The organism is Moorella mulderi DSM 14980 (genome assembly GCF_001594015.1).
In the GTDB taxonomy this organism is placed as follows: Bacteria; Bacillota; DSM-521; order Neomoorellales; family Neomoorellaceae; genus Neomoorella; species Neomoorella mulderi.
The window spans coordinates 173,986-197,073 of sequence record NZ_LTBC01000004.1; the positions used below are offsets into that span (position 1 = coordinate 173,986).

Below are 23,088 nucleotides of genomic sequence, written 5' to 3' on the forward strand. Positions count from 1 at the left end.
GGTTAAAGAAATTACGGGAAGAGCGGGGCATATCCCTGGAGGAACTGGCCGACCGTCTGGATATTGCCCCGGACTGTATGGCCGAAGTAGAAAAGGGTACCAGGCGCCTTTCGACAGCTACCCTGGCGGAGGTGGCCGGTATTTTAAATGTAGATATTAGTTACTTTACAGAGGAAAATGGTAACAAGGACCAAAATACTGTGGGGGCCAGGCTGCGGCGCTTGCGGGAACAAAAGGGGATAACCTTGAGCGAATTGAGCCGCCGTTCCGGTGTCTCCCTGGCCCATATCAGCGAGATCGAGCGCTCACGGTCGACGGCCTCGTTAAAAACTCTCGAGAAACTGGCTGCCGTCCTGGAGGTGTCCCCCAGTTCCCTCCTGCGTTCCAGCCAGGAGGATACCCTGGGCAATAAATTAAAGCGCTTGCGGGAAAAGATGGGCCTGACCCAGAAGGAGCTGGCCCAGCAGGTGGGTATTTCCCACAGCCTTATCGGCCAGATCGAAACGGACCGCATCCAGCCTTCCCTGGCAACATTAAGCAGCCTGGCCGAAGCCCTAGGGGTATCAACCTGCTACTTCCTCATGGAGGAAGAGGAGGAAGATTTATACCTGGATTATCGCCTGGCGGCCGACATCCGGGAGGCCCTGCGACGCCCGGTTCTCCAGCAAATTGTACGCGCCCTGGCCGAATGGGAAGAAATGGAGATCAGGGGGTTGCTGGATTTCTTGCATTCATTGAATGAAAACCGGCGCCCTTTAAGTGCAGGTGCCGAAGACCAGTATCAAGAAATACGGAGTTTTGTGAGCCATGCTAAAGAGGATGAGCGCAACCTGGTACTGAACTTGATCAGGTTATTGCAAGGGAATTCACGGGAGGAAGAAGTTTAGTGACCCGTAAAGTACTTGATTGCCGGGGTATGAACTGTACCGGGCCGTTAATGGCCACGGCAAAACAGATGCAAAAGCTTAAACCAGGGGACTTGCTGGAAGTATGGGTTGATGACCTGGCCTCGGAATTTGATTTACCGGCCTGGTGCCAGCAGGCCGGACATACCATTGTCAGTAAAGAGATAAAGGACGATTATTACTCCTACCTGATCCGGAAGAAAGGTTCCAGAGTATAGGTGTATACTTTGCTTTCCCTGTATCCTTGAATACTATCACGATACTACCCGCTCAGAAGGTGCCCTTAAGGGCCTTTTTATTATGCCTTTTTGTCATACATGGCATGGCTAAAAGCTGGTAAAATAAGAGGAGAAAGGGGGGCAAAATAATGGCACAAGCTGATAACGCTTGCGGGTTTAGCCCTAAGATAGAAAATCCAAAGTTAACCCGGCTTTCCTGCAGTTCCGGGTGAGCGGCCAAGATGGGTCCGGGGACCCTGAAGCAAGTACTGCAGTACCTGCCGGTGATGCAGGATCCCAACCTCCTGGTGGGTATGAATAGCGTCGACGACGCCGGGGTTTATCGCTTAACGGACGACCTGGCCCTGATCCAGACCATTGACTTTTTTACGCCCATTGTCGACGACCCTTACCTCTACGGCCAGATTGCCGCGGCCAATGCCCTGAGTGACGTCTATGCCATGGGCGGTAAACCCCTGACAGCCATGAATATCGTGGCCTTCCCCAGCAAGAAGGTGGATATTACCGTCCTGGGGGAGATCCTGCGGGGAGGGGCCGACAAGGTGCTGGAGGCCGGGGCCGTTCTGGTAGGCGGCCACAGCATAGACGATGAGGAACCCAAGTATGGCCTGGCGGTAACCGGCATCGTCCACCCGGACAGGATAGTTACCAACTGTGGTGCCCGGCCGGGGGACAAACTCATCCTGACCAAGCCCCTTGGTACGGGGATTATTACTACCGCCATTAAAGCAGAAATGGCCACGCCGGAGCTAGAGCAAGAGGTAAGCCGCTGGATGGCCACCTTGAACCGGGAGGCGGCGGCCGCTATGGTAGCTGTTGGGGTCCACGCCTGTACCGATATCACCGGTTTTGGCCTTTTGGGACATGGCCTGGAAATGGCCCGGGGCAGCAGCGTTAACCTGGTGATCTATGCCCGTGCTGTCCCAGTCCTGCCCCGGGCTCTGGAATTTGCGGCTCTGGGCTTGATCCCCGGCGGTGCTTATAATAACCGCCGTTATGTTGCCAAGGATGTCAGTATGGATGCTGGCGTACCGGAGGCACTCCAGGACGTCCTCTACGATCCCCAGACCTCCGGCGGCTTGTTGATTGCTGTAGCCGGGGAGAAGGCAGGGGAACTGATGGCAGCTCTGAAGGAGCGCGGCGTGACGGCGGCCAGGATTATCGGGGAGGTGGAAGCCGGCCCGGGACAGATAACAGTCTTGACGGCAGCAGGTTAATACCAGGCGGCAGGCTTACAGCCTGCCGCTTTTGCTTATGGTAGAAATGAAGAAAAAAATTCGGCCGGTAGCAGGAATTTAAAGAGAAATAGCGAACTAAATTTATAAATAGCAAAAGTAGTTCCTTCAGCAACAAAGGGGTTTAATATCACTTGTGAAAAGGGGGGGCAAAACCAAAGCTACAGGGAGGAGGAGTATCCCTCCGGCTGTTATAAAATACCATGAACTTCAAGAAGGGAGATGTTAAGTTTTCGGAAAGCGTTTTAAAAAGAGGTTTGGGATTGCGTTAACTATTCCTTGTAGTCCTGGCCGGAAACGCTAACGATAGTTCTTTCAAATTCATTACCGGAAAGGAGGTGAAGTTAGATCCCTGCCCGATTGGTATTGGGCGTCGTTGCGCCAGGCTTTCACGCCGGCCGAGGATTGAAATAAACAAACAAACAGACAGACAAACAAACACCAACAAAGGGGGTATTGCTTATGGATTTTAAACCAAAGCGGCCACAAAAGGAACTTAAGTATGAAGAGTTACGCATCTACACGGACGAAGAACTGCATAACTACACGGAAGAAGAGCTTAAAGATTTTAAGATCAAGCATGATATTCCTGATTTAGAGGAACTAGAGAAAGGGCCGTGGCCCAGCTTTGTCGCCGACGCCAAACGGGAAGCCCTGCACCGCAAGAAACTCCCTAAAGAGCGGATGATGATTGACCAGGACGTAGTGGACGACTTGCTTGGCCAGCTGCAATTATCCTTTGATGACGGGGAAACCCACTGGAAACACGGCGGCATTGTCGGTGTCTTTGGTTATGGCGGCGGCGTTATCGGGCGCTACTCCGATGTTCCCGAAAAATATCCTTCCGTTGCTCATTTCCATACCATACGCGTCAACCAACCTGCCAGCAAGTTTTATAAAACTGACTTCCTGCGGGCCCTCTGTGATCTCTGGGAGTTCCGGGGCAGCGGCATGTTCAATATGCACGGCTCCACCGGTGATATCATCCTGCTGGGGACCACCACCGAACAGGTAGAGCCCCTCTTTTATGATCTGACCCATGAACTGGACCAGGACCTTGGCGGCTCGGGTTCGAACCTGCGCACACCTTCCTGCTGTATCGGCAAGGCCCGCTGCGAATTCGCCTGCATCGACACCCAGGATTTGTGCTACGAGCTGACTACCCATTACCAGGATGAGCTGCACCGCCCGGCCTTTCCCTATAAATTCAAGATCAAGATTGATGGCTGTCCCAACGGCTGTGTGGCTTCCATCGCCCGTTCTGACATGTCCTTAATCGGTACCTGGCGGGACGACATCCGCATCGACCAGGAAGCAGTCCAGGCCTATATCGGGGGCGAAATTCAACCCAATGGCGGTGCCCACAGCGGTCGCGACTGGGGCAAATTCGATATCCAGAAGGAAGTCATTGATCTCTGTCCTACCGGGTGTATGGCCATGGAGGACGGCAAGCTGGTAATCAATAACCAGGAATGCAACCGCTGCATGCACTGTATCAATGTCATGCCCAGGGCCTTAAGGCCTGGCACCGACACGGGCGTCAGCATCCTCTTTGGGGCCAAAGCGCCGATCCTGGAGGGAGCCCAGCTGGCGGTGCTGACTGTTCCCTTTATGAAAGCAGAGGCACCTTACGACAACATTAAAGAGCTGCTTGAGAAGGTCTGGGACTGGTGGATTGAAGAAGGCAAGAACCGCGAGCGCCTGGGCGAACTGATCCAGCGTAAAGGGCTGCCTAGGTTCCTGGAGGTTATCGGCGTCCCGGCTGCTCCCCAGATGGTTAAAATGCCGCGCACCAACCCGTATATCTTCTGGAAAGAAGAAGACGTACCCGGCGGCTGGAAGCGCGATATCAAAGATTACCGTCTGCGGCATAAACGATAGGAGGAGGTTGCGATCATGGCCTTATCTCAAGAACGCCTTGGCAAATACAACCCGGAGAAACCGACAGAAAAAAGGATTACTGATATTGGCCCCCGGCACTTCTGGGAGTTTTTCCCGCCGGTTATTCAAAAGAATTACGGTAAATGGCTTTATCATGACATCTTAGAGCCAGGCATTATGGTCCATGTCTCCGAAAACGGGGACAAGGTTTTTACCGTAAGATGCGGCGGCTCCCGGTTTATGACGGCCGAAAATATCCGCGAGATCTGTGATATTGCCGATAAATATTGTGACGGTTATGTCCGTTTCACCACCCGCAATAACATCGAATTCATGGTCACCAGTTATGAAAAGGTAGAGGCTTTGAAAAAGGACCTCTTAAGCCGGAAATATATCTCCGGGAGCTACAAGTTCCCCATCGGCGGTACGGGTGCAGGGGTAACCAATATTGTCCATACCCAGGGCTATATTCACTGCCATACCCCGGCTACCGACGCTTCTTCCATGGTCAAGGCCATCATGGATGAGCTGATGGACTACTTTACAGGCATGACCCTGCCAGCCCATGTCAGGATTTCCGTAGCCTGCTGTTTGAATATGTGCGGGGCCGTGCACTGCTCGGATATCGCACTGCTGGGCATCCACCGCAAACCCCCCATTGTGGACGATAATATCGACTCGATCTGTGAAATACCCCTGGCTATTGCCGCCTGCCCGGTAGGAGCCCTGTCGCCTGGAAAAACGGAAGACGGGAGGAAAACGATTAAGATTAAAGAAGAACGCTGCATGTTCTGCGGCAACTGTTATACCATGTGCCCGGCTTTGCCCATTGCCGATAAGCTTGGTGATGGTGTGGCCGTCCTGGCCGGCGGCAAGATATCCAACCGCATCAGCGAACCCAAGTTCTCCAAAGTAATCGTACCCTGGCTGCCTAATAACTTCCCCCGCTTCCCGGAAGTGGTGGCCACCGTCAAGAAGATCATTGAAGTTTATGCTGCTGAGGCCAGGAAGTATGAGCGTATCGGCGACTGGGCGGAAAGGATCGGCTGGGAGAAGTTCTTTGAGAAGTGCGAGATACCCTTTACCGAGCACTTGATTGATGATTATCGCCTGGCCTATGATACCTACCGGACCAGCACCCAGTTTAAGTTTACCGGGGCGGCCTGGGAAGTCTCCAGGGCGGCAGGAGGTATTGACGACTAGGTCTACCTGATAAGAGGGGGGTATGAGCGATGATGGAGGAGATTAAAAAGGCCATCCTCGAGTTTGCCGAAACCAGTAAAAAGAGCAAGTTCTACTTTAAGGACCTGGAAAAGGCCGTCCAGGCCAAGATCCCGGAAGCTAAAATGAGGGACATTAAAAAGGCCGCTACGGAACTGGTTAACGAAGAAAAATTAATCTACTTCTCCACCGGAAGCACCACCATGTATGGTTTAAAGGGAAGGGGTATAACTGAAGACCAGTAAGTAGGCAGGTATGAGTAAAGAAAAAGGATAAAAGCTGGCTTTTGTTTGAAGCGAGCTACCTGGCCTGAGCGCCCAGCACTCAACTCGCAAAGGTTTTGTTCACAAAGAGTCACCTGTGTTAAACGAGTTGAGTGCTGGGCGCTCCGCAAGGGCCCGGAAGCGAGGGAAAATAACCAGCAAATACGTTTTTTAGGAAAAGAGGCTGCCAACTTATGATAGCAGCCTCTCCTTATATTAGGCCGTTACAGGAAGGATGAAGGTGATGCAAGAATCACAGGACTTTGAATCATTTATTGCCGGGCAAAAGCGCATCCTGGCGGAAAACCCTGGATGCGCCACGGCGCTATACAACCTGGGTGTTTCCTATATGCAGCAGGGGAAATGGGACGAGGCTATTGTGGCCTTTGAAGAGGCGATTGCCAGCAGCGGCCGCATGTTTGAGGCTTATGTAAACCTGGGCTATATCTATTGGCAAAAGGGAGACCTGGAAAAGGTAGTGGAAGCCAACGAAAAGGCCATTGCCATCGAGCCGCGGTATGCCCGGGGTTATGCCAACCTGGGGTTTGCTTATTCCCAGATGGGCAGGACTGAGGAGGCCATTGCCGCCCTGGAGAAGGCCATCGAGTTGAACCCCAGGATCGTCCAGGCGTGGAATAACCTGGCCAACTGTTATCTCCAGCAGGGAGACATCGCCAAGGCCATCGCCACCGGTCAGAAGTTACTGGAGATGGCACCTGATTTTGCCCTGGGGCATAATAATCTCGCCTATGCCTATTATTTAAACGGCAATTTTACCAGGGCAATTGAACACGTTGACCGGGCCATTAAACTTGGGTTTAAAGTCCACCCGGATTTTCTCAAAGAACTGGAACCATATCGTAACAGTTAAGGTAGGTCAGAGCCTGGCCAGGGCTTCAGACGCCAGTTGAGCCACTGTCTTTTTTTGTAAATTGCCGCTGTCGTAGAAGGTTACTGGCTGCCCGTCATCCTGAAGACCCTGCAGCATATCCCTGGCCGTTGCCGCTCTTAGGTTGCCGAGGAGCCAGGCCGTATAGCCCCTGGTTGCAGGGTCCGGGTCCTGGAGAAAGGGTAGAAAGCGTAAGCAGGCCGGGCGGATAAGCCCGGGCTTTACCTTGGCAATACTGCCGATGGCCCGCAGGGCCTGGGGCCGGAGGGTTGTGTCTGCCAGCAACTGGTACAGCGTTGGGATATACCCGGCAAAGGTTTCCGGGAGGCTGGCGATAATTGCACCGGCAGCATCGATGGCCCCCCAGCCTGAAGAACCAGGGTCCGTAACGGAGGTTAATAATCCCTGCAGCAGCCGGGCAATAGTTTCCGGGTCCTTTTGCGCAATGACGGCGGCTACTTTACCTAAAATATCAGCGGCCCGGAAGCGGAGCAGTTCGTCACCAGCATAGAGAAGCCGCTGCAACTCCCTAATCAGGCGCCGGTCAGACCTGGCTATATTTAACAGGGGTTCTACCTGATATTCCTTTACCAGGGCTTCGATTTCTTTTTTAGTGAAGTTCTTTTCTCCGGGAGGCGCTTTAGATGTTTGGGAGGAAATGGCTGCAGCCCGCGCCAATTTGTTTTGCACCCCCTGGCGGGTGACCTCCAGAATGTCCGGGTGCAGTTTCACGAAATAAAGGGCGCCGGATATTCTCCTGCCCTCATAAAACCCGCCGGGAACAATTAAATGGGTTTCATAGTCGTAGTTCTCAACCAGCTTTTCCAGGTAATCCTCCTCTGGTAGCAGGCCCCAGGCCAGGTCCCAGTCCAGGTTACAACCAAAGACCAGGGCTTCAATGAAGGCCGCTCCCAGGTTATGACCGGTTATATCGCAGGCATAGACGGCACCACAGGAACAGGCACCCACCGGCATTTCGTTTGGCCGGCGAGTAACCTGCTCTTTTGGCCTGGCAACGGGCAACCCGCAAAAGGGGCAGGTGGGCTTGAGGGTAATCAACCTTTATTCCTCCGGTCCCGGGATATCCAGGGTCATGCAGTTGCTGCCGGGGCTGCAGGATTTGGTCGTGAGCTTTGGTTTTTGCTCACCCTTTCCCGAACGGGTGAGAAAATTAACCCGGCTGATTACCCGTTCCAGGGACCGGGACTGGCACCCCGGACACTGGAGTTCGACCTTTTCGTGCATACTGGCAAAACGCTTTTCAAAAAGTTTCCCGCACTCCAGGCAGCGAAATTCGTATATAGGCATTATTATTCTCCTTTTTTTAAGCCTTTGTCACAGCATTATTGTAACAACCCCGGGGATTTACGTCAACAACCGGCCCACTCCAGTTAAACTATCCCCGGTTGCTGGTGATTATGGTATAATGAGGTGCAGGTGCTTAATAAGGAAGGGAGACAGGTATGGATATCAGTACCTTGGCGCCGCTGGTAGCAGCTTGGGCCAAAATGCAGGCGACTGTGGCAGGTAATAGCGGCGGCAGTAAAGATAGCTTCAATAACCTTTTTTACCTGGTACTCCTGGCGGAACTGGAAGAGGGACAATCTCCGGCAGTAGAGGCAACAGGGAGGGGCAGAAAGCCGGCAACTGCCGCCCATTACCCTCGTTCTGGGGCCCGCAGCCTGCCCGAGCCTGGTTTTAAGGACCTCATCAGCCGGGTGGCGGCCAGGTACAACCTGCCGGCAGCCCTGCTCCAGGGTGTAGTCGAGGCGGAGTCCGGCTTTAATCCCCGGGCGGTATCACCTGCTGGGGCCATGGGGCTCATGCAGCTCATGCCGGCGACGGCCAGGGCCCTGGGGGTGACAGATCCCTTCAACCCGGAAGCCAACCTGGACGGCGGCGCCAGGTACTTAAGGCTGCTTCTGGACCGCTTCCAGGGTGATCTGGCCCTTGCCCTGGCAGCCTACAACGCCGGCCCCGGCGCCGTTAAACGTTACGGCGGCGTTCCTCCTTACCGGGAAACGCGGGACTATATCCAGAAGGTCCTGGCCGCCGCTCGCAGGTTTGAAGGCCTGGCCTAAACCTATTATACATAGCTGTGGGCGCCGGGAAGGAGTAGTGAGACGCCAAATAAGGTAAAGAGCACCGCCAGAAAGCCCACGATGGCCATAATGGCGGCCCTTTTCCCCCGCCAGCCGTAAGTTTTCCGGGCGTGGAGATAAGCGGCGTAAATCAGCCAGGTAATTAAAGCCCAGGTTTCCTTGGGGTCCCAGCCCCACCACCTGCCCCAGACCTCTTCGGCCCAGACGGCCCCGGTAATTAGAACCAGGGTCATAAAGGGAAATCCTACCGCTACCGACCAGTGGAGCAGGTTATCGATCTTAGCCAGGGGCGGCAGGATACTTTCGCCGATGCTGTCGTATCCCTTTTCTTTGAGCAGGTAGATAAGACCTAAGCAAAAGGACAGGCCGAAGGCGCCGTAAGCGATGATGGCCGTAAGGACATGAAACTGCAGCCAGATGCTCTGCAGGGCCGGCATCAGGGGCCTGGTGCCGGAAGATAAGGTATTACTATAGGAGAGGATAATTACTTCCAGGAGCGCTACCAGAACCATTAACAGGTCCGATTTGATCATCTTGCGGGAAATAAAATAAAACAGGAGTATACCCCAGGCAAAAAGCAGGGCAAATTCGTATAAAGTAGCCAAGGGCAGCCTGCCGCCAGTAATGCTGCGCAGCACCAGGGCCAGGGTCAGGGAGGTAAAGGACAGGACCAGGGCCGCGAGGGCCAGGGTACCGGTATATTTGTTGGGCCGCCACAGGGAGATCAGGCTCAAAGTAACGGCTGCCAACAACAAAATATAGGCTACCAGGTTAAAACTGGATTCCATATCTTGGCGCCACCTCTCGTTTTTACTTCTTCACTTTTACTTGTTCGCTGGTGACGATGCTAACTGTCATGCGGAGCTCTTTCCGGAACATGTTTATCAGGTACCAGGTAGCGAAGAGCAAAACCCAGCAATAACAAGATAAACCCGGTGTAAATTATTCCAACCCCCGGGTCTTTTTTGATCTCCAGTCCGGTATAATAACGGTAGCCGGAAAAGGTAACGGGATAGCCGTCCACGGTTTTCGTTTCCTTCTCGGCCAGGACTTGCCTCGCCGTTACTTGATGATCCTGGAAAAGGACGACAGCCAGTCTGGGGTTATTGGGCAAGGGGGAACGTGAATGTAAACTGCCCCCCTGTTCATCAAAATCAGGAATAAAGAAAAACATCAGCTTTAAGTTTTTGCCCGGGTCAATGTCAAGGCCCCGGCCACTGGCCAGGTCAAAGGGGACCACTTTACCGTCAATAACGGCCTGTCCCCGGGCCAGCCAGCCGTAACTGGTCTGGTAAATTTTTAAGCCCTTAAATTTTAAGGGACGGTTTACCCAGATATCTTGCTCAATTTCCTGGCCATCAGCTGTTTTAAGGGATACGCTGCTAATGTACTGCCTGGGCTGGAGGTTTTCGTAATATTCGATTTTAAAATCCTTAACCGTTAAAACCTGGCCCGGAAAACCCCTGCCGGCCAGGTCAAGGCTGTCGCCGACACCGATTTCAACATAGGTATGCCGGCCCATAACCCCGGATATGACCGCCCCGGCCAGGATCACCAGGATACTTAAGTGCAGGATAATGGAACCCCACCCACGCCGTCCAGGGGCTTTTTTTACCCGCCGTAGCGAGCAGGTTAGGATATTGACGGCTAAAATTGCCCCCAGGGTAATAAACCACCAGCTACGGTATAAGTGATCCAGAGACAAGAGGACAATCAATCTTCCAGGCAGTTCTCCGTAATAAGCACGGTAGAACCCCGCGGGCTGGCCCTGGGGAAGGAAGCTCCCCAGGGAAGCCAGGACGCCCAGGAGCAATAAAAGCAAAAGGCCTAGTTTCATAGAAGACAAAAAGGTAAAATACGGATGTTCCCGGTTGTTACCGGCCAATGTCATCACCTCAGTTAAGAATGAGTATACACCAGCGGTCGTCCAGCGGTCAATGGCAGTAGGCCAGCAGCAGTACCGGACGACAGATACAGGCATTTTACAAGTACAAAAAAATATTACTGCCCGCAGCAGGAATTTTAAGAGAAATAGCGAACTAAATTTATAAATACCAAAAGTAGTGCTCCGGTGAACTAAGGGACTGGGGGGAGTTTGTGAAAGACGGCAAAAATAATATCTTACCAGGTACACACGAAATTTTAACCCAAAGGAAAAGTGCCATTTTACAAAAATGGTATCAGAGAATCCTGGACTCTTATCCTGCGGAAGCGGCCCGGTTTTTCAAGGAAGAACAGGACCGGTTCGCCAATCCAGTGGGCACGACCATCTACCAGGCATTAGAGGGCCTTTATGAGGAGATCCTCCAGGGGATGGAAGCTGGCAGGGTCAGGGCCTGTCTCGATAGTATTATCAGAATTAGGGCGGTCCAGGATTTCTCTCCTTCCCAGGCCATCGCCTTTATCTTCCAGTTAAAGCATGTGCTCAAGGAGGAATTGGCCGGTGAAATCCGGGAAAAAGGCCTTTCCCTGGAGGCAGTGGAAGCCCGGCTGGAAGACTTGGCCCTCCTGGCCTTCGATATTTATATGCAGTGCCGGGAGCAGCTCTGGGAACTTAAGGTAATGGAGATCAAAAATAGAACCGCCAGGATCCTGGAAAGGGCCAACCTGACCATAAATTTTCCTTATTGAGAAGGTGGGAAAATGGCATCGCTACCGAAACCTGATGAACTGCTGGCGATTAATTATAAACCGCCGCGGACGGGGTGGATGGATACCCCGGTAAAATTCAGGCGCGGCACCTACCTTTATGGTGCCAAGCCCAAAAACCTGGAAGCTGTCGGCCTTCCCAACCCCAGGGAATGGTCACCGGAGGAGGAAGACTGGAAACTCCCGGAAAACTGGCAGGAAATTATCCTGGAAGGCCTGAGGGAACGGCTGGGCCGGTTCCGTTCTTTACAGATCTTCATGGACGCCTGCGTGCGCTGCGGCGCCTGTGCCGACAAGTGCCATTTCTTCATTGGCACCGGGGATCCCAAGAATATGCCGGTCTTGAGGGCCGAACTGCTCCGCTCGGTGTATCGCAAGGATTTTACGACGGCGGGCAAGCTCCTGGGGAAACTCTTCGGGGCCAGGGAACTTACCCTGGACGTCCTGAAGGAATGGTACTACTACTTCTTCCAGTGCACTGAATGCCGCCGTTGTTCAGTTTTCTGCCCCTTCGGCATCGACACGGCGGAAATTACCATGATCGCCAGGGAACTCCTCAACCTGGTCGGGTGTAATATTGACTGGATCGCCGCCCCGGTAGCCAACTGTTACCGGACGGGAAATCACGTCGGCATTGAACCCCACGCCTTTAAAGATATGGTTGAGTTCTGTGTCGACGAAATTGAAAATATCACCGGTATCAGGGTGGAACCGACCTTCAACCGCAAAGGTGCCGAGATTCTCTTCATCGCACCTTCGGGTGACGTTTTTGCCGATCCCGGTACTTACACCCTCATGGGTTACCTGATGCTTTTTCATGAAATCGGTCTTGACTACACCTTCAGCACCTACGCCTCCGAGGGCGGTAATTTCGGCATGTTCACCTCTCATGAGATGATGAAAAGGCTCAATGCCAAGATGTATGCCGAGGCAAAAAGGCTAGGGGTGAAATGGATCCTGGGTGGTGAATGCGGCCATATGTGGCGGGTCATCAACCAGTACATGGATACCATGAACGGCCCGGCCGATTTCCTGGAGGAACCGGTTTCTCCCATAACCGGCACAAAATTTGAAAATGCCAGGTCCACCAAAATGGTCCATATCGTAGAATTTACGGCCGACCTGATCAGGCATAACAAAATTAAACTGGACCCCAGCCGCAATGACCACCTGAAAGTAACCTTCCATGACTCCTGTAACCCGGCCCGGGCCATGGGGCTCTTTGAAGAACCGCGCTATATCCTTAAAAATGTCTGCCGGAATTTCTATGAGATGCCGGAGAATACCATCAGGGAGCAGACCTTCTGCTGCGGTAGCGGGTCGGGACTTAATTCCGATGAATATATGGAAATGAGGATGCGCGGCGGCTTCCCCCGGGCCAACGCGGTGAAATACGTCCGGGATAAATACGGCGTCAATATGCTGGCCTGCATCTGCGCCGTTGACCGGGCCGTCTTCCCGGCCCTCATGGATTACTGGGTACCAGGCGTGGCGGTTGCCGGCGTCCACGAGCTGGTCGGCAATGCCCTGGTAATGACCGGGGAAACTGAAAGGGAGACAAACCTGCGGGGGGAACCTTTGCCTGTAAAGGGAAAGGGGGAGAACGGCGGTGAATGATTCCCGTTACATTATTACCGGCCTGATTGTGTTTATCGTTCTGGTGACCTTCCCTTTCTGGGCCAATGCAGGTAAAGCCGCCCCGGCACCAGCACCCAGCCTCGACACGCCGGCCATCCAGCAGTTACCCGAGAAACAGTGTGTTGAAGCCACAGCGTACATGCGTACCGACCATATGAAGTTGCTGGATGAGTGGCGCACTCAGGTTGTCCGGGAGGGTAAAAGGATTTATGTAGCCAGCAACGGCAAAGAGTACGAGATGAGCCTGGAGAAGACCTGCCTGGAATGCCACTCCAGCAAGGCCCAGTTTTGTGATCAGTGCCATAATTACTTAGATGTCCAACCTGACTGCTGGACTTGCCATATTGAGCCAAAGGAGAATAAGTAATGGAAACGAGCAGGAGAAATTTCTTAAAAGCCGGTGGCGCATGTCTCTTGGGGCTCACCATCTGGCCGGCAGTTAAGGGCTTCGCAGGTAATAGCACGGAGTATATTACGAGCTCGAAAGCCCTTACCGGTGAGAAATGGGGCCTGGTCATTGATATGAAAAAGTGCTGGCCCAAATATCAAGAAGGTTGCCGGGAGTGTTTCCTGGCCTGCCAGAGGGCTCACAACATACCTGATGTTACCAATAAAGAAGAAGAAATAAAGTGGATCTGGACGGAGCCCTATGAAAACGCTTTTCCGGAGCAAGAACATGAGTATATTGCCGCCAGTATCAAAGGCAAACCCTTTATCGTGCTCTGCAATCACTGTGAGAACCCGCCCTGTGTGAGGGTTTGCCCCACGAAGGCAACCTTTAAACGCCGGGACGGCATCGTCATGATGGATTATCACCGCTGTATAGGCTGCCGCTACTGTATGGCCGCCTGCCCTTATGGCGCCAGGAGCTTTAACTTTAGCGACCCGCGGCCTTTTATCAAAGAAGTAAACCCGGAGTTTCCCACCCGGGAAAAGGGTGTCGTGGAAAAGTGCAATTTCTGTGCCGAGAGGATCGACACCGGCCTACCACCGGCGTGTGTTGAAGCCTGCCCGGCCGGGGCCCTGGTCTTTGGCGACCTGGATGACCCCAACTCAGAAGTAAGAAAGATACTGGCCAGCCGTTATACCATTCAACGTAAACCCGAACTTGGGACCCACCCCTGTATTTATTACCTCGTTTAAGGTCCATACAGGATGGCGCAAGAGCCACCGTGGGACATAAGAAGTGAATTTATGGAGGATGGATAGATATGCTGGTTAAGGCTTTAACTGGGAGTAAAAAATACTGGGGGTGGACAATCTTTTTACTCGTCCTGATCGCGACAGGTTTTGCCTGCTACCTTTGGCAGCTGCAAAAGGGCCTGACCATCACCGGCATGAGCCGGGACGTTTCCTGGGGGCTGTACATCAGCCAGTTTACCTTCCTGGTGGGGGTGGCGGCCTCAGCAGTGATGGTCGTCCTGCCCTATTACCTGCATAATGTCAAAGCCTTCGGCAGGATTACCATCCTGGGAGAGTTCCTGGCCATTGCCGCCCTGATCATGTGCCTGTTATTCGTAATAGTAGATGTCGGTAAGCCCATGCGAATTCTTAATATGATCTTCTATCCCACCCCTAACTCGATGTTCTTCTGGGATATGATCGCGCTGAACGGGTATCTCCTGTTAAATATCATTGCCGGCTGGCATGCGCTGGAGGCAGAATATAAAGCCGTTCCGCCCCCGGCCTGGACAAAGATATTAGTTTATATCTCCATCCCCTGGGCCGTCAGCATTCATACGGTTACGGCCTTCCTCTACGCCGGCCTGCCAGGTAGGCACTACTGGCTGACGGCCATTATGGCGGCCCGCTTCCTGGCGTCGGCCTTTGCTTCCGGCCCGGCACTGTTGATCATCCTAAGCTATATTATAAAAAGGGTCAGCAAATTTGATCCTGGCAGGGAAGCCATCCAAAAGCTGGCGGCAATAGTCACCTACGCCACCATCATCAGCGTCTTTTTTGTCGGCTTGGAGTTTTTTACCGCCTTTTACAGCCAGGTACCGGCCCATGGTTTGGATACCCTCAAGTACCTCTTTGCCGGCCTGGACGGTCATGGCAAGCTCGTACCCTGGATGTGGACCTTTGCCATCCTGGCGGTACTGGCCCTGGTCCTTTTAATTAACCCCCGGACGCGCACCAGGGATACTTACCTCCAGGCAGCCTGCGTAGCAGTTTTTGTCTCTATGTGGATCGAAAAGGGAATAGGCCTGGTCATCGGCGGCTTTATACCTAATCCCTTTGAAAGGGTTACCGAGTATGTGCCTACTTTGCCGGAAACCTTAATTGCCCTGGGAGTGTGGGCAACTGGCTTCCTGATACTTACCTTCTTATATAAAATAGCCATTGCTGTCAAAGAAGAAACAGTTTAGCGGAAAGGAGGGGTAAAGATATGGGAATGGCCTTTTCCTTCTTGATCGTTGTCGCCTTAATTATGGTTGTCACTCTTGGCGTGGGAGTGGCAGGGTTGCAATATATGTTTGGGGTTATCATACCCTATGCCGCCATCGCCATCTTTTTGGCAGGGATGGCCTACCGGGTCATTAAGTGGGCACGGGCACCGGTCCCTTTCCGTATACCCACCACTGCCGGGCAACAGAAATCCCTGCCCTGGATCAAAGCGAGCACCTTTGATAACCCTTCCAGCACTGCCGGCGTGATTGGCAGGATGGCCCTGGAGGTATTGTTCTTTCGCTCCCTTTTGAGAAATACCAAGATGGAATTACACCAGGGCCCCAGGCTGGCCTATCACTGGGAAAAGTGGCTGTGGCTGGGGGGACTGCTGTTTCACTGGTCCTTCCTGATTATCTTCCTCCGTCACCTGCGCTTTTTTACCGAGCCGGTGCCGTCCTTTGTGTCCCGGCTGGAAGGTATTGATGGATTTTTCCGCTTCGGCGTGCAGGGGCTCTATATAACTGATATAATTATTTTAGTTGCTGTGACTTATCTCTTTCTCAGGCGGGTGGTTATTCCCCAAGTGCGCTATATCTCCCTTCCTGCCGACTACTTCCCCCTCTTTTTGATCCTGGGAATAGCCAGCACGGGCATCCTCATGCGCTATTTTTTCAGGGTAGACATTACGGCAGTTAAGGAATTGACTATCGGGCTGGTGACCTTCAGTCCCAGGGTCCCGGAAGGAGTAGGTATTCTTTTCTACATCCACTTATTTCTCGTATGCATACTGGGGGCTTACTTCCCCTTCAGCAAACTCGTACACATGGGCGGGATCTTTTTGAGCCCTACCCGCAACCTGCCCAACGATAGCCGCGCCAGGAGGCACATCAACCCCTGGAATTACCCGGTTAAGGTTCACACCTATGAGGAGTACGAGGAAGAATTCAGGGAAAAAATGAAAATGGCCGGCCTGCCGGTAGAAAAGGGGTAGGAAAAGGGTTAACGCGCAATCTTCCCGTTAAAAGCGGGGAAAGGCGCGTTTTACTTTTACTTGCCCCCTTGTTTTTTGGCAAAATATGTGCTAATTTTGAGTTAAGGTATCCCATATACCATATGCGGCATGGAACAGCTTGTGTTTAAGAAGAAGACGCAGGAGGGGATATGATGGAAAGCTTGCTTAAACCAATCGACCTGCAGAACTACCAGCCTGTGCGCCAGGAAGCCTACAATGCTTTACGCGAAGCCATCCTCACCGGCCGCCTGGAGCCGGGAACCCGCCTGGTGGAACGGAAAATAGCTAGACAGCTGGGCGTCAGCCGCACGCCGGTACGGGAGGCCATCCGCAAACTGGAGCTGGAAGGCCTGGTCGAGCACCTGCCCCGGCGAGGGGTGGTGGTTGCCCGCATGTCCACCCGGGAAGCCTGGGAAGTCTATAGCATCCGGGCCGTTCTCGAAGGACTGGCCGCCCGGCTGGCTGCTGAACATATTAATCCCATGCAGCTAAAAAGATTAAATGAACTTGTAAATGCCATGGAAAAGGCCTGTGACGAAGACGATCACGACAGGTTGCAGGAGTTGCACCTGGAGTTTAATGAAATCATCTGTACGGCTGCTGAGAGTCCCCGCCTGCACCAGATGATTGATAACCTGGTGGATTATATAGTAGGCTTTACCAGGGTTGGGTACAGTGTCCCAGGCCGGACGAGGGCCGCAACCAGGGAGCACCGGGAACTACTGGAAGCCCTCATGAAAGGTGACGGCGAAAAGGCGGAAAGAATTGCCCGGCAGCATATAGAAAATTCCCGCCAGGCCTACTTCCTCCAGCTGGCTTTAAGGGATCAAAAAAATACCAGCTTTTAACGAAAAAGTTTTGATTAACCAGCAGGAATCTTCGATGAGGTGTCGAATTATTTTAAACGGAAACACAAGGTATACCAATCGTGATATTTAATACCTGGTCTGTTGGTGGTCTAAAATAGCTAACAGGAGTAGCACGAATTCGACAAGCTATATAGTTTAAGGGTGTGCAGGTACAGAAAAAAGCGGGAGTTTTAAAAACTATATTCAAGGTATACCGTATACCAGTTATTTTAAATGGACGGCGAGGGGACGCTTTTTATGCCCGAAGCTGGTGTTAAACTACGTGTTTGTGAAGGTATGGTCGAAGATGCCCGCAAGGGTATTGTGAGAGTACTTTCCGACGTGATGGAAGAATTGGGCTTAAAGCCCAATGATGTGGTAGCCATTACCGGCAAGCGGACGACGGTGGCCAGGGTTATGCCTGCCTTTCAGGAGGGGTGCCCGCCCGGGAACATCCAGATGGATGGCATTTTGAGACAAAATGCCCAGGTCGGTATTGGTGAAGGCATTACCCTTACAAGACAGGAGTGGCAGCCGGCCCGGACTGTCATCCTGGCACCGGTACTCCCGGGCTGGACTCTGGCCGGTGAACATGAGATTGTTCACTTGAAAAAACATTTAATTGGCCGCGCCCTAGTGCCCGGGGACCAGGTAACCATCCCCCAGTTTGCCGGTGGTGATGAGGCATTTACCGTCGAAGGGGTAGCGCCTCGCGGAGCGGTAGTTATTACCCGCGACACGGCGGTACGCTTTAAAGGCGGCGAGGACACGGAAGGCCGGGGCCGGCGGGTGACATATGAAGATATTGGTGGCCTGGCCAAAGAAGTCCAGCGGGTCCGGGAAATTATCGAACTACCTCTGAAATACCCGCAATTGTTTCACCGGCTGGGTGTGGAAGCGCCGAAGGGTATTCTCATGTACGGCGCTCCCGGTACGGGCAAAACCCTCATTGCCCGGGCCGTAGCTTCCGAAACGGATGCCCACTTCATTCATGTCAACGGCCCGGAGATAATGCATAAATACTACGGTGAAAGCGAAGCCCGCCTGCGCCAGGTTTTTGACGAGGCCAGGAAAAAGGCACCGAGCATTATTTTCCTGGATGAGATTGATGCCATCGCGCCCCGCCGGGCCGACGTTCACGGCGATGTCGAAAAGCGCGTGGTGGCCCAGTTGCTGGCCTTGATGGACGGGCTGGAATCTCGCGGCAATGTCATTGTGATCGCAGCCACAAATATACCCGACCTGGTGGACCCGGCCCTGCGGCGCCCGGGCCGCTTTGACCGGGAGATAGCCATTAACGTCCCCGACCAGCGGGGCCGGCGGGAGATTTTGCAGATTCACACCCGGGGTATGTCCCTGGCAGGAGATGTCTCCTTAGATCGACTGGCAGCCATTACCCACGGCTTTGTCGGTGCCGATCTGGCCGCCCTCTGCCGGGAGGCGGGCATGTACGCCCTGCGCCGCGGCCTGGCCCGGTTCCAGCTGGGTAAGGGCTCCCTGGATGACCTAGAGCTCCGGGTAACCATGCGTGACTTCCTGGATGCCCTGGCAGAGGTAGAACCCTCGGCAACGCGGGAGTTTGCCATGGAGATTCCCTCGGCCGGGTGGCAGGATGTAGGGGGCCTCGCCGAGATTAAAGAGCGCCTCCAGGCCATGGTCCAGTGGCCCCTGCGGTATCCCGAGCTTTTCCAGCAATTTGACCTGCCGGCACCTAAAGGCATCTTGCTATCTGGGCCACCGGGTACAGGCAAGACCCTGGTAGCCAGGGCCCTCGCCCGGGAAAGCGGGATAAACTTTATCCCTGTCAACAGTTCCCTCCTCTTTTCCCACTGGTGGGGGGAGGCAGAAAAGACCCTGCACGAGATTTTTCGCAAGGCGCGCCAGGCCTCTCCCTGCCTCTTGTTTTTTGATGAAATCGATGCCCTGCTGCCCGCCCGTAAAAGCGGCGAAGGGAGCAACATTGGCAGCCGCCTGGTATCCCAATTTTTGATGGAACTGGACGGTCTGGAGGACCTGCGGGAAGTTATCGTCCTGGGGGCAACCAACCGGATTGACATCCTCGACCCGGCAGTCCTCCGGCCCGGACGCTTTGACCAGATCCTGGAGTTTCCTTACCCGGACCAGGCGGCCCGGCGAGAAATATTCGAGATCTATTTACGCTCCCGGCCGGTGGAGCGCAGCCTGAATTTAGACAACCTGGCCCAGGCAGCCGAAGGCCTGGTAGGCTCAGAAATAGAAGCCGTGTGCAAACGGGCAGCCTTGCTGGCTATAGCCGAAATAGTTAAGGGAGATACGGCTAACGAACCAGGGAGGGGTGTTATCAAAACTCGCCACCTGGAGCTGGCCCTGGCTGAAGTCCAGGGGGAAAAACACCAGGCACGGACCGGGGTGGATAACCGCAGTGTCCGCCCCGTCTGGAATAATGTTATTCCCGGAGCAGTGACCAGACTGGGGAGGTGAGGCTGGAAGACAAAACAGGAACTTTTAACGGCAGCGGCCGGGACCGGCTCCCACTGCAGCTTTTGGAAGGCCCGGGCACCGGCTGCCAGAAAGGCTCCCGGCTGTGGGAGAGCACTCCCTTTGCTGACATTGAGAGGCAAGAAAGGAGGAACGTCAATTGTCCACTCAAGAACTTTTTGCCGAACCCAACCTTAAGCAGATTACCGTCTGGGCCCGCGGCGTGGTCATGAATAAAGACGCCCGCGACATCGTGGTGGCCTTAACGGAAGCTGCTGCTAAAGAAGGCAAGTATGTTCAGGCCTGGGAGAACTATGTTGACCTCCCCGACCGCATCTATGTCCCGGTACGGGCCTACGCTCGCATCAGCAGCGATCCCATTGAAAGCAAATACGTTTACGAAAATGAGAACCCGGATATTGTCGTCGTCGTCGAGGAAACCCTGGTCAAGGGCGTCCCCATCCTGAAGGGTATCAAGCCGGGCAGTACCCTGGTGGTCAATACCAGGCGCAGCATCGATACCATCCTGGAATTCCTGGGCGATACCGGTAACCTGGCCCGGGTTGTCACCGTTGATGCCAACAGCATGGCCCAGGCCGTCATGACCCTATCCGGGGCTGAAGGCGCGACTGACGCTACTGGTATCGGCGCCGGTATAGCCGCCCCCATTGCCGGAGCCGTTGTAAAGGCAACCGGTATTGTGGATATTGATAACCTGGCAGCAGTAGTCAAAAATCCTGCCGCCATGCGCCGGGGCTATGAAGAAGCGCAAATAAGGCAGCTGCCGGCCCATGAAGTGGTAGAAGAAGTAGCCGTAACGGCCAGGGAACTCTTGAAGCATATGCCCTTTGCCGGTACTGTCCCCTCACCGCAGACCGAAAATGAAGGCATGATTACCGGGAACTGGCGCATCCAGCGACCTGTCCTTAACCAGGAAGCCTGCACCCAGTGCTGGACCTGCTGGATCTCCTGCCCGGATTCCTGCATTACCATGTCCGATGATGGACCTGCTTTTAACCTTAAATACTGCAAAGGTTGCGGTCTCTGCACCGCCGTCTGTCCGAGCGGTGCCATAGCCCGGGTTCCAGAGTTAGATTTTAAAAATTAATCCTTTCAGGAGGTGAAGAAAATGGGTAAAGTAAGAAATATTTCTGGTTGTGTGGCGGTAGCCCATGGCGTCCGCCTGGCAGATGTTGACGTGATCTGTTCCTATCCCATCCGCCCCTATACCGGCATTATGTCGGAACTGGCCCGTATGGTGGCTGACGGTGAACTGGATGCCGAGTTTATCCATGGTGAAGGCGAGCACGCCCAGCTGAGTGTCGTCTATGGGGCTTCGGCTGCCGGGGCGCGGGTCTTTACCGGTAGTTCCGGCGTGGGGGTAACCTATGCTTTCGAAGTCTATTCCCCCATTTCCGGTGAGCGCCTGCCGGTGCAGATGGCCATTGCCGACCGGACCCTGGACCCCCCCGGTGACTTTGGTGAAGAACATACCGATGCCGAGTGCTGCCGCGACCAGGGCTGGATCCAGGGCTGGGCCTCCACGCCCCAGGAAGCCCTGGATAATACCCTGATATACTACCGGGTAGGTGAAGACCCGCGGGTTTTGCTGCCCCAGTACGCCTGCCTTGATGGTTACTTTGTCAGCCATATCCTGGGCCGGGTGGATATTCCCGACGAGGCCCAGGTCAAGGAATTCCTGCCGCCTTATAAGAACCACCATATCCTGGATCCCAGGAACCCGCAGATTATCGGTCCCCAGATTGAGCCGGCCATGGGACCGCCCCTGCAGTACCAGCGCTACCAGGCCGTTAAGAATGTGCACAAAGTTTTAGAAGAGGCCTGCGATGAATTCGCCCGCATCTTTGGTCGTAAATATGATCCCTACCTGGATGAATACCTGACGGAAGACGCTGAGATCATCATGTTCGGCCAGGGTGCCCACATGGAAACGGCCAAAGCAGTGGCCCGCCGCCTGCGCAACTTGGGTGAAAAAGTTGGCGTGGCAAGGCTCAGGACCTTCCGGCCCTTCCCGACAGAACAGATCAAACAACGATTGTCTAAATTCAAGGCCATAGGCGTCCTGGATGTATCGGCCAACTTCGGTATTTCCTGCAGCGGTGGTGTCCTCCTGTCGGAACTCAGGGCGGCCCTCTACGATTACGGCGATAAGGTCAAAACCGTGGGCTTTGTGGCCGGCCTGGGCGGCGAGGTAGTCACCCACGACGAATTCTACCGCATGTACCAGAAGTTAAAGGAAATCGCCAAGACAGGTAAAGTTGAGCAGACTGCTTACTGGATCCCCTTTGAATTATAACGTTTACCCGGAAGGAGGGAAAAGTAATAATGCTGGAACGGATTACTTCCCTAAAAAAGGCTCCTGTGGAAGAGTACTATGTCCCCGGGCACCGTACCTGTGCTGGTTGCGGCCCGGCCCTGACTTATCGCCTGGTGGCCAAAGCTGCCGGTCCCAATACCATCTTTATCGGTCCTACCGGCTGCATGTATGTGGCCAATACCAGTTACGGCTGCGGTCCCTGGCGGGTTCCATGGATCCATGCCCAGATTACCAATGGCGGTGCCGTAGCTTCCGGTATTGAAGCTGCCTTTAAAGCCATGATCCGCAAGAAAAAGACTGACGCCGAATTCCCCAACATCATCGTTATGGCCGGCGACGGCGGCGCCGTGGACATCGGCCTCCAGGCCCTATCGGCCATGCTCTACCGCGGCCATGACGTCCTCTTTATCTGTTACGATAATGAATCCTACGCTAACACCGGTATTCAAACATCCCCGACCACGCCCTACGGTGCCCATACGACCTTTACCCCACCAGGCCCGGTAGTGCCGGAAGGGAAGAAGCTCTTTCCCAAAGATAACCCCAAGGTCATCGCCCACGGCCACCCGGAATTGAAATATGTGGCTACGGCCTCCATCGGCTGGCCGGTGGATTTAATGAACAAGGTGCGTAAGGGTCTAAACCAGGAAGGTCCGGCTTATATCCACATCCATGCCCCCTGTCCCAAGGGCTGGCAGTTCCCGGCCGACAAGACCATCGAAATGGCCAAACTGGCCGTCCAGACGGGCATGTTCCAGCTCTATGAATACGAGAATGGCGAATACAAGCTCTCGGTCAAGATCGACAAGCGGAAACCTGTCAGCGAATACATGAAGCTCCAGGGCCGCTTTACCCACCTGCAACCCGAGCATATCGCCAAAATGCAGGCCTTTGTCGACGCCAGGTGCGCCGAAGTGGGCATCACCGTGCCGGCAGTAGCTACTTCAGTTTAATACTCAACTATAAGTTAAGTAACGCTTTGCTCCAGGTAACCTGGAATGGTTACCTGGAGCAAACCCT

23 protein-coding genes and 1 pseudogene are annotated in these 23,088 nt (G+C 53.8%); 20 read left to right on the forward strand and 4 right to left on the reverse strand.

Features of this window, described 5'->3' with window-relative positions; genetic code table 11:
- Positions 1-5: 5 nt before the first annotated feature.
- The 8 genes and pseudogenes from MOMUL_RS17865 to MOMUL_RS07935 form a co-directional block, all read left to right on the forward strand.
- Positions 6-155: pseudogene (locus tag MOMUL_RS17865) on the forward strand (helix-turn-helix domain-containing protein); the annotation flags it as partial.
- Complete coding sequence (locus MOMUL_RS17540) at positions 132-887, forward strand: helix-turn-helix domain-containing protein (RefSeq protein ID WP_407937686.1); 756 nt, start codon at positions 132-134, stop codon at positions 885-887. The pseudogene MOMUL_RS17865 and the gene MOMUL_RS17540, both read left to right, overlap by 24 nt.
- Positions 887-1,123 carry a sulfurtransferase TusA family protein gene (locus MOMUL_RS07905; protein WP_062283710.1) on the forward strand — a complete coding sequence of 79 codons (237 nt, stop codon included), beginning with the start codon at positions 887-889 and terminating at the stop codon, positions 1,121-1,123. The genes MOMUL_RS17540 and MOMUL_RS07905 overlap by 1 nt, the downstream gene beginning before the upstream one ends.
- Positions 1,124-1,311: 188 nt before the next feature.
- Positions 1,312-2,361 (forward strand): selenide, water dikinase SelD, encoded by a 1,050-nt coding sequence (gene selD, locus MOMUL_RS07915; protein WP_201786488.1) that lies wholly within the window; start codon positions 1,312-1,314, stop codon positions 2,359-2,361.
- Between the two features lie 480 nt (positions 2,362-2,841).
- The gene (gene dsrA / locus MOMUL_RS07920; protein WP_062283715.1) at positions 2,842-4,260 is read left to right on the forward strand and encodes a dissimilatory-type sulfite reductase subunit alpha; all 1,419 of its coding nucleotides are present in this window, start codon (positions 2,842-2,844) and stop codon (positions 4,258-4,260) included.
- 15 nt (positions 4,261-4,275) lie between these two features.
- The gene (gene dsrB, locus MOMUL_RS07925) at positions 4,276-5,463 is read left to right on the forward strand and encodes a dissimilatory-type sulfite reductase subunit beta (RefSeq protein WP_062283719.1); all 1,188 of its coding nucleotides are present in this window, start codon (positions 4,276-4,278) and stop codon (positions 5,461-5,463) included.
- Between the two features lie 32 nt (positions 5,464-5,495).
- On the forward strand, positions 5,496-5,726 hold the full coding sequence (locus MOMUL_RS07930) for a dissimilatory sulfite reductase D family protein (RefSeq protein ID WP_062283833.1): 231 nt from the start codon (positions 5,496-5,498) through the stop codon (positions 5,724-5,726).
- 262 nt (positions 5,727-5,988) lie between these two features.
- Complete coding sequence (locus MOMUL_RS07935; protein WP_062283722.1) at positions 5,989-6,615, forward strand: tetratricopeptide repeat protein; 627 nt, start codon at positions 5,989-5,991, stop codon at positions 6,613-6,615.
- 6 nt (positions 6,616-6,621) lie between these two features.
- On the opposite strand, the gene MOMUL_RS07940 is transcribed toward MOMUL_RS07935, so the two are convergent.
- Both MOMUL_RS07940 and MOMUL_RS07945 read right to left on the reverse strand, forming a co-directional pair.
- Entirely contained in the window at positions 6,622-7,692 is a 1,071-nt protein-coding gene (locus MOMUL_RS07940) for a DVU0298 family protein (protein WP_062283725.1), read from the reverse strand.
- Between the two features lie 3 nt (positions 7,693-7,695).
- Complete coding sequence (locus tag MOMUL_RS07945) at positions 7,696-7,941, reverse strand: FmdB family zinc ribbon protein (RefSeq protein ID WP_054936489.1); 246 nt, start codon at positions 7,939-7,941, stop codon at positions 7,696-7,698.
- 155 nt (positions 7,942-8,096) lie between these two features.
- Here MOMUL_RS07945 and MOMUL_RS07950 point away from each other — a divergent pair, with 155 nt between their 5' ends.
- Complete coding sequence (locus tag MOMUL_RS07950) at positions 8,097-8,714, forward strand: lytic transglycosylase domain-containing protein (RefSeq protein ID WP_062283728.1); 618 nt, start codon at positions 8,097-8,099, stop codon at positions 8,712-8,714.
- 5 nt (positions 8,715-8,719) lie between these two features.
- Here MOMUL_RS07950 and ccsB read toward each other — a convergent pair whose 3' ends face one another.
- Both ccsB and MOMUL_RS07960 read right to left on the reverse strand, forming a co-directional pair.
- Positions 8,720-9,523, reverse strand: a complete 804-nt coding sequence (ccsB, locus tag MOMUL_RS07955; RefSeq protein WP_062283731.1) for a c-type cytochrome biogenesis protein CcsB — start codon at positions 9,521-9,523, stop codon at positions 8,720-8,722.
- Between the two features lie 59 nt (positions 9,524-9,582).
- The gene (locus MOMUL_RS07960) at positions 9,583-10,572 is read right to left on the reverse strand and encodes a cytochrome c biogenesis ResB family protein (RefSeq protein WP_161484981.1); all 990 of its coding nucleotides are present in this window, start codon (positions 10,570-10,572) and stop codon (positions 9,583-9,585) included.
- 260 nt (positions 10,573-10,832) lie between these two features.
- Between MOMUL_RS07960 and MOMUL_RS07965 the strand changes: the two genes are divergently transcribed.
- The 11 genes from MOMUL_RS07965 (at position 10,833) to MOMUL_RS08015 (ending at position 23,021) form a co-directional block, all read left to right on the forward strand.
- Positions 10,833-11,366 (forward strand): RsbRD N-terminal domain-containing protein, encoded by a 534-nt coding sequence (locus MOMUL_RS07965; protein ID WP_236713042.1) that lies wholly within the window; start codon positions 10,833-10,835, stop codon positions 11,364-11,366.
- Between the two features lie 12 nt (positions 11,367-11,378).
- The gene (gene dsrK / locus MOMUL_RS07970) at positions 11,379-13,001 is read left to right on the forward strand and encodes a sulfate reduction electron transfer complex DsrMKJOP subunit DsrK (RefSeq protein ID WP_062283737.1); all 1,623 of its coding nucleotides are present in this window, start codon (positions 11,379-11,381) and stop codon (positions 12,999-13,001) included.
- Complete coding sequence (gene dsrJ / locus MOMUL_RS07975; protein WP_062283741.1) at positions 12,994-13,389, forward strand: sulfate reduction electron transfer complex DsrMKJOP subunit DsrJ; 396 nt, start codon at positions 12,994-12,996, stop codon at positions 13,387-13,389. The genes dsrK and dsrJ overlap by 8 nt, the downstream gene beginning before the upstream one ends.
- Entirely contained in the window at positions 13,389-14,165 is a 777-nt protein-coding gene (gene dsrO, locus MOMUL_RS17655) for a sulfate reduction electron transfer complex DsrMKJOP subunit DsrO (protein ID WP_062283744.1), read from the forward strand. Before dsrJ ends, dsrO begins: the two co-directional genes overlap by 1 nt.
- A 68-nt stretch (positions 14,166-14,233) precedes the next feature.
- Positions 14,234-15,391, forward strand: a complete 1,158-nt coding sequence (gene dsrP / locus MOMUL_RS07985; protein WP_062283745.1) for a sulfate reduction electron transfer complex DsrMKJOP subunit DsrP — start codon at positions 14,234-14,236, stop codon at positions 15,389-15,391.
- Positions 15,392-15,411: 20 nt separating this feature from the next.
- Positions 15,412-16,404, forward strand: coding sequence for a sulfate reduction electron transfer complex DsrMKJOP subunit DsrM (gene dsrM, locus MOMUL_RS07990; protein ID WP_062283748.1), 993 nt, complete (start codon positions 15,412-15,414; stop codon positions 16,402-16,404).
- Between the two features lie 170 nt (positions 16,405-16,574).
- On the forward strand, positions 16,575-17,273 hold the full coding sequence (locus tag MOMUL_RS07995; protein ID WP_062283750.1) for a GntR family transcriptional regulator: 699 nt from the start codon (positions 16,575-16,577) through the stop codon (positions 17,271-17,273).
- Positions 17,274-17,531: 258 nt separating this feature from the next.
- Positions 17,532-19,733: a CDC48 family AAA ATPase gene (locus tag MOMUL_RS08000; RefSeq protein ID WP_062283753.1), complete on the forward strand. Its 2,202-nt coding sequence runs from the start codon at positions 17,532-17,534 to the stop codon at positions 19,731-19,733.
- A gap of 157 nt (positions 19,734-19,890) precedes the next feature.
- Positions 19,891-20,838, forward strand: coding sequence for an oxalate oxidoreductase subunit delta (locus tag MOMUL_RS15755; RefSeq protein ID WP_062283756.1), 948 nt, complete (start codon positions 19,891-19,893; stop codon positions 20,836-20,838).
- Between the two features lie 21 nt (positions 20,839-20,859).
- Positions 20,860-22,047, forward strand: a complete 1,188-nt coding sequence (locus MOMUL_RS08010; protein ID WP_062283758.1) for an oxalate oxidoreductase subunit alpha — start codon at positions 20,860-20,862, stop codon at positions 22,045-22,047.
- Positions 22,048-22,076: 29 nt separating this feature from the next.
- Positions 22,077-23,021: an oxalate oxidoreductase subunit beta gene (locus MOMUL_RS08015; protein WP_062283761.1), complete on the forward strand. Its 945-nt coding sequence runs from the start codon at positions 22,077-22,079 to the stop codon at positions 23,019-23,021.
- Positions 23,022-23,088 lie beyond the last annotated feature (67 nt).

Coding starts and splice junctions, on each gene's coding strand:
- dsrA (WP_062283715.1), top strand. CDS start 2,842: ATGGATTTTAAACCAAAGCGGCCACAAAAGGAACTTAAGTATGAAGAG.
- dsrB (WP_062283719.1), top strand. CDS start 4,276: ATGGCCTTATCTCAAGAACGCCTTGGCAAATACAACCCGGAGAAACCG.
- MOMUL_RS07930 (WP_062283833.1), top strand. CDS start 5,496: ATGGAGGAGATTAAAAAGGCCATCCTCGAGTTTGCCGAAACCAGTAAA.
- MOMUL_RS07935 (WP_062283722.1), top strand. CDS start 5,989: ATGCAAGAATCACAGGACTTTGAATCATTTATTGCCGGGCAAAAGCGC.
- MOMUL_RS07945 (WP_054936489.1), bottom strand. CDS start 7,941: ATGCCTATATACGAATTTCGCTGCCTGGAGTGCGGGAAACTTTTTGAA.
- MOMUL_RS07950 (WP_062283728.1), top strand. CDS start 8,097: ATGGATATCAGTACCTTGGCGCCGCTGGTAGCAGCTTGGGCCAAAATG.
- ccsB (WP_062283731.1), bottom strand. CDS start 9,523: ATGGAATCCAGTTTTAACCTGGTAGCCTATATTTTGTTGTTGGCAGCC.
- MOMUL_RS07960 (WP_161484981.1), bottom strand. CDS start 10,572: ATGAAACTAGGCCTTTTGCTTTTATTGCTCCTGGGCGTCCTGGCTTCC.
- dsrK (WP_062283737.1), top strand. CDS start 11,379: ATGGCATCGCTACCGAAACCTGATGAACTGCTGGCGATTAATTATAAA.
- dsrO (WP_062283744.1), top strand. CDS start 13,389: ATGGAAACGAGCAGGAGAAATTTCTTAAAAGCCGGTGGCGCATGTCTC.
- dsrP (WP_062283745.1), top strand. CDS start 14,234: ATGCTGGTTAAGGCTTTAACTGGGAGTAAAAAATACTGGGGGTGGACA.
- dsrM (WP_062283748.1), top strand. CDS start 15,412: ATGGGAATGGCCTTTTCCTTCTTGATCGTTGTCGCCTTAATTATGGTT.
- MOMUL_RS07995 (WP_062283750.1), top strand. CDS start 16,575: ATGATGGAAAGCTTGCTTAAACCAATCGACCTGCAGAACTACCAGCCT.
- MOMUL_RS08000 (WP_062283753.1), top strand. CDS start 17,532: ATGCCCGAAGCTGGTGTTAAACTACGTGTTTGTGAAGGTATGGTCGAA.
- MOMUL_RS08010 (WP_062283758.1), top strand. CDS start 20,860: ATGGGTAAAGTAAGAAATATTTCTGGTTGTGTGGCGGTAGCCCATGGC.
- MOMUL_RS08015 (WP_062283761.1), top strand. CDS start 22,077: ATGCTGGAACGGATTACTTCCCTAAAAAAGGCTCCTGTGGAAGAGTAC.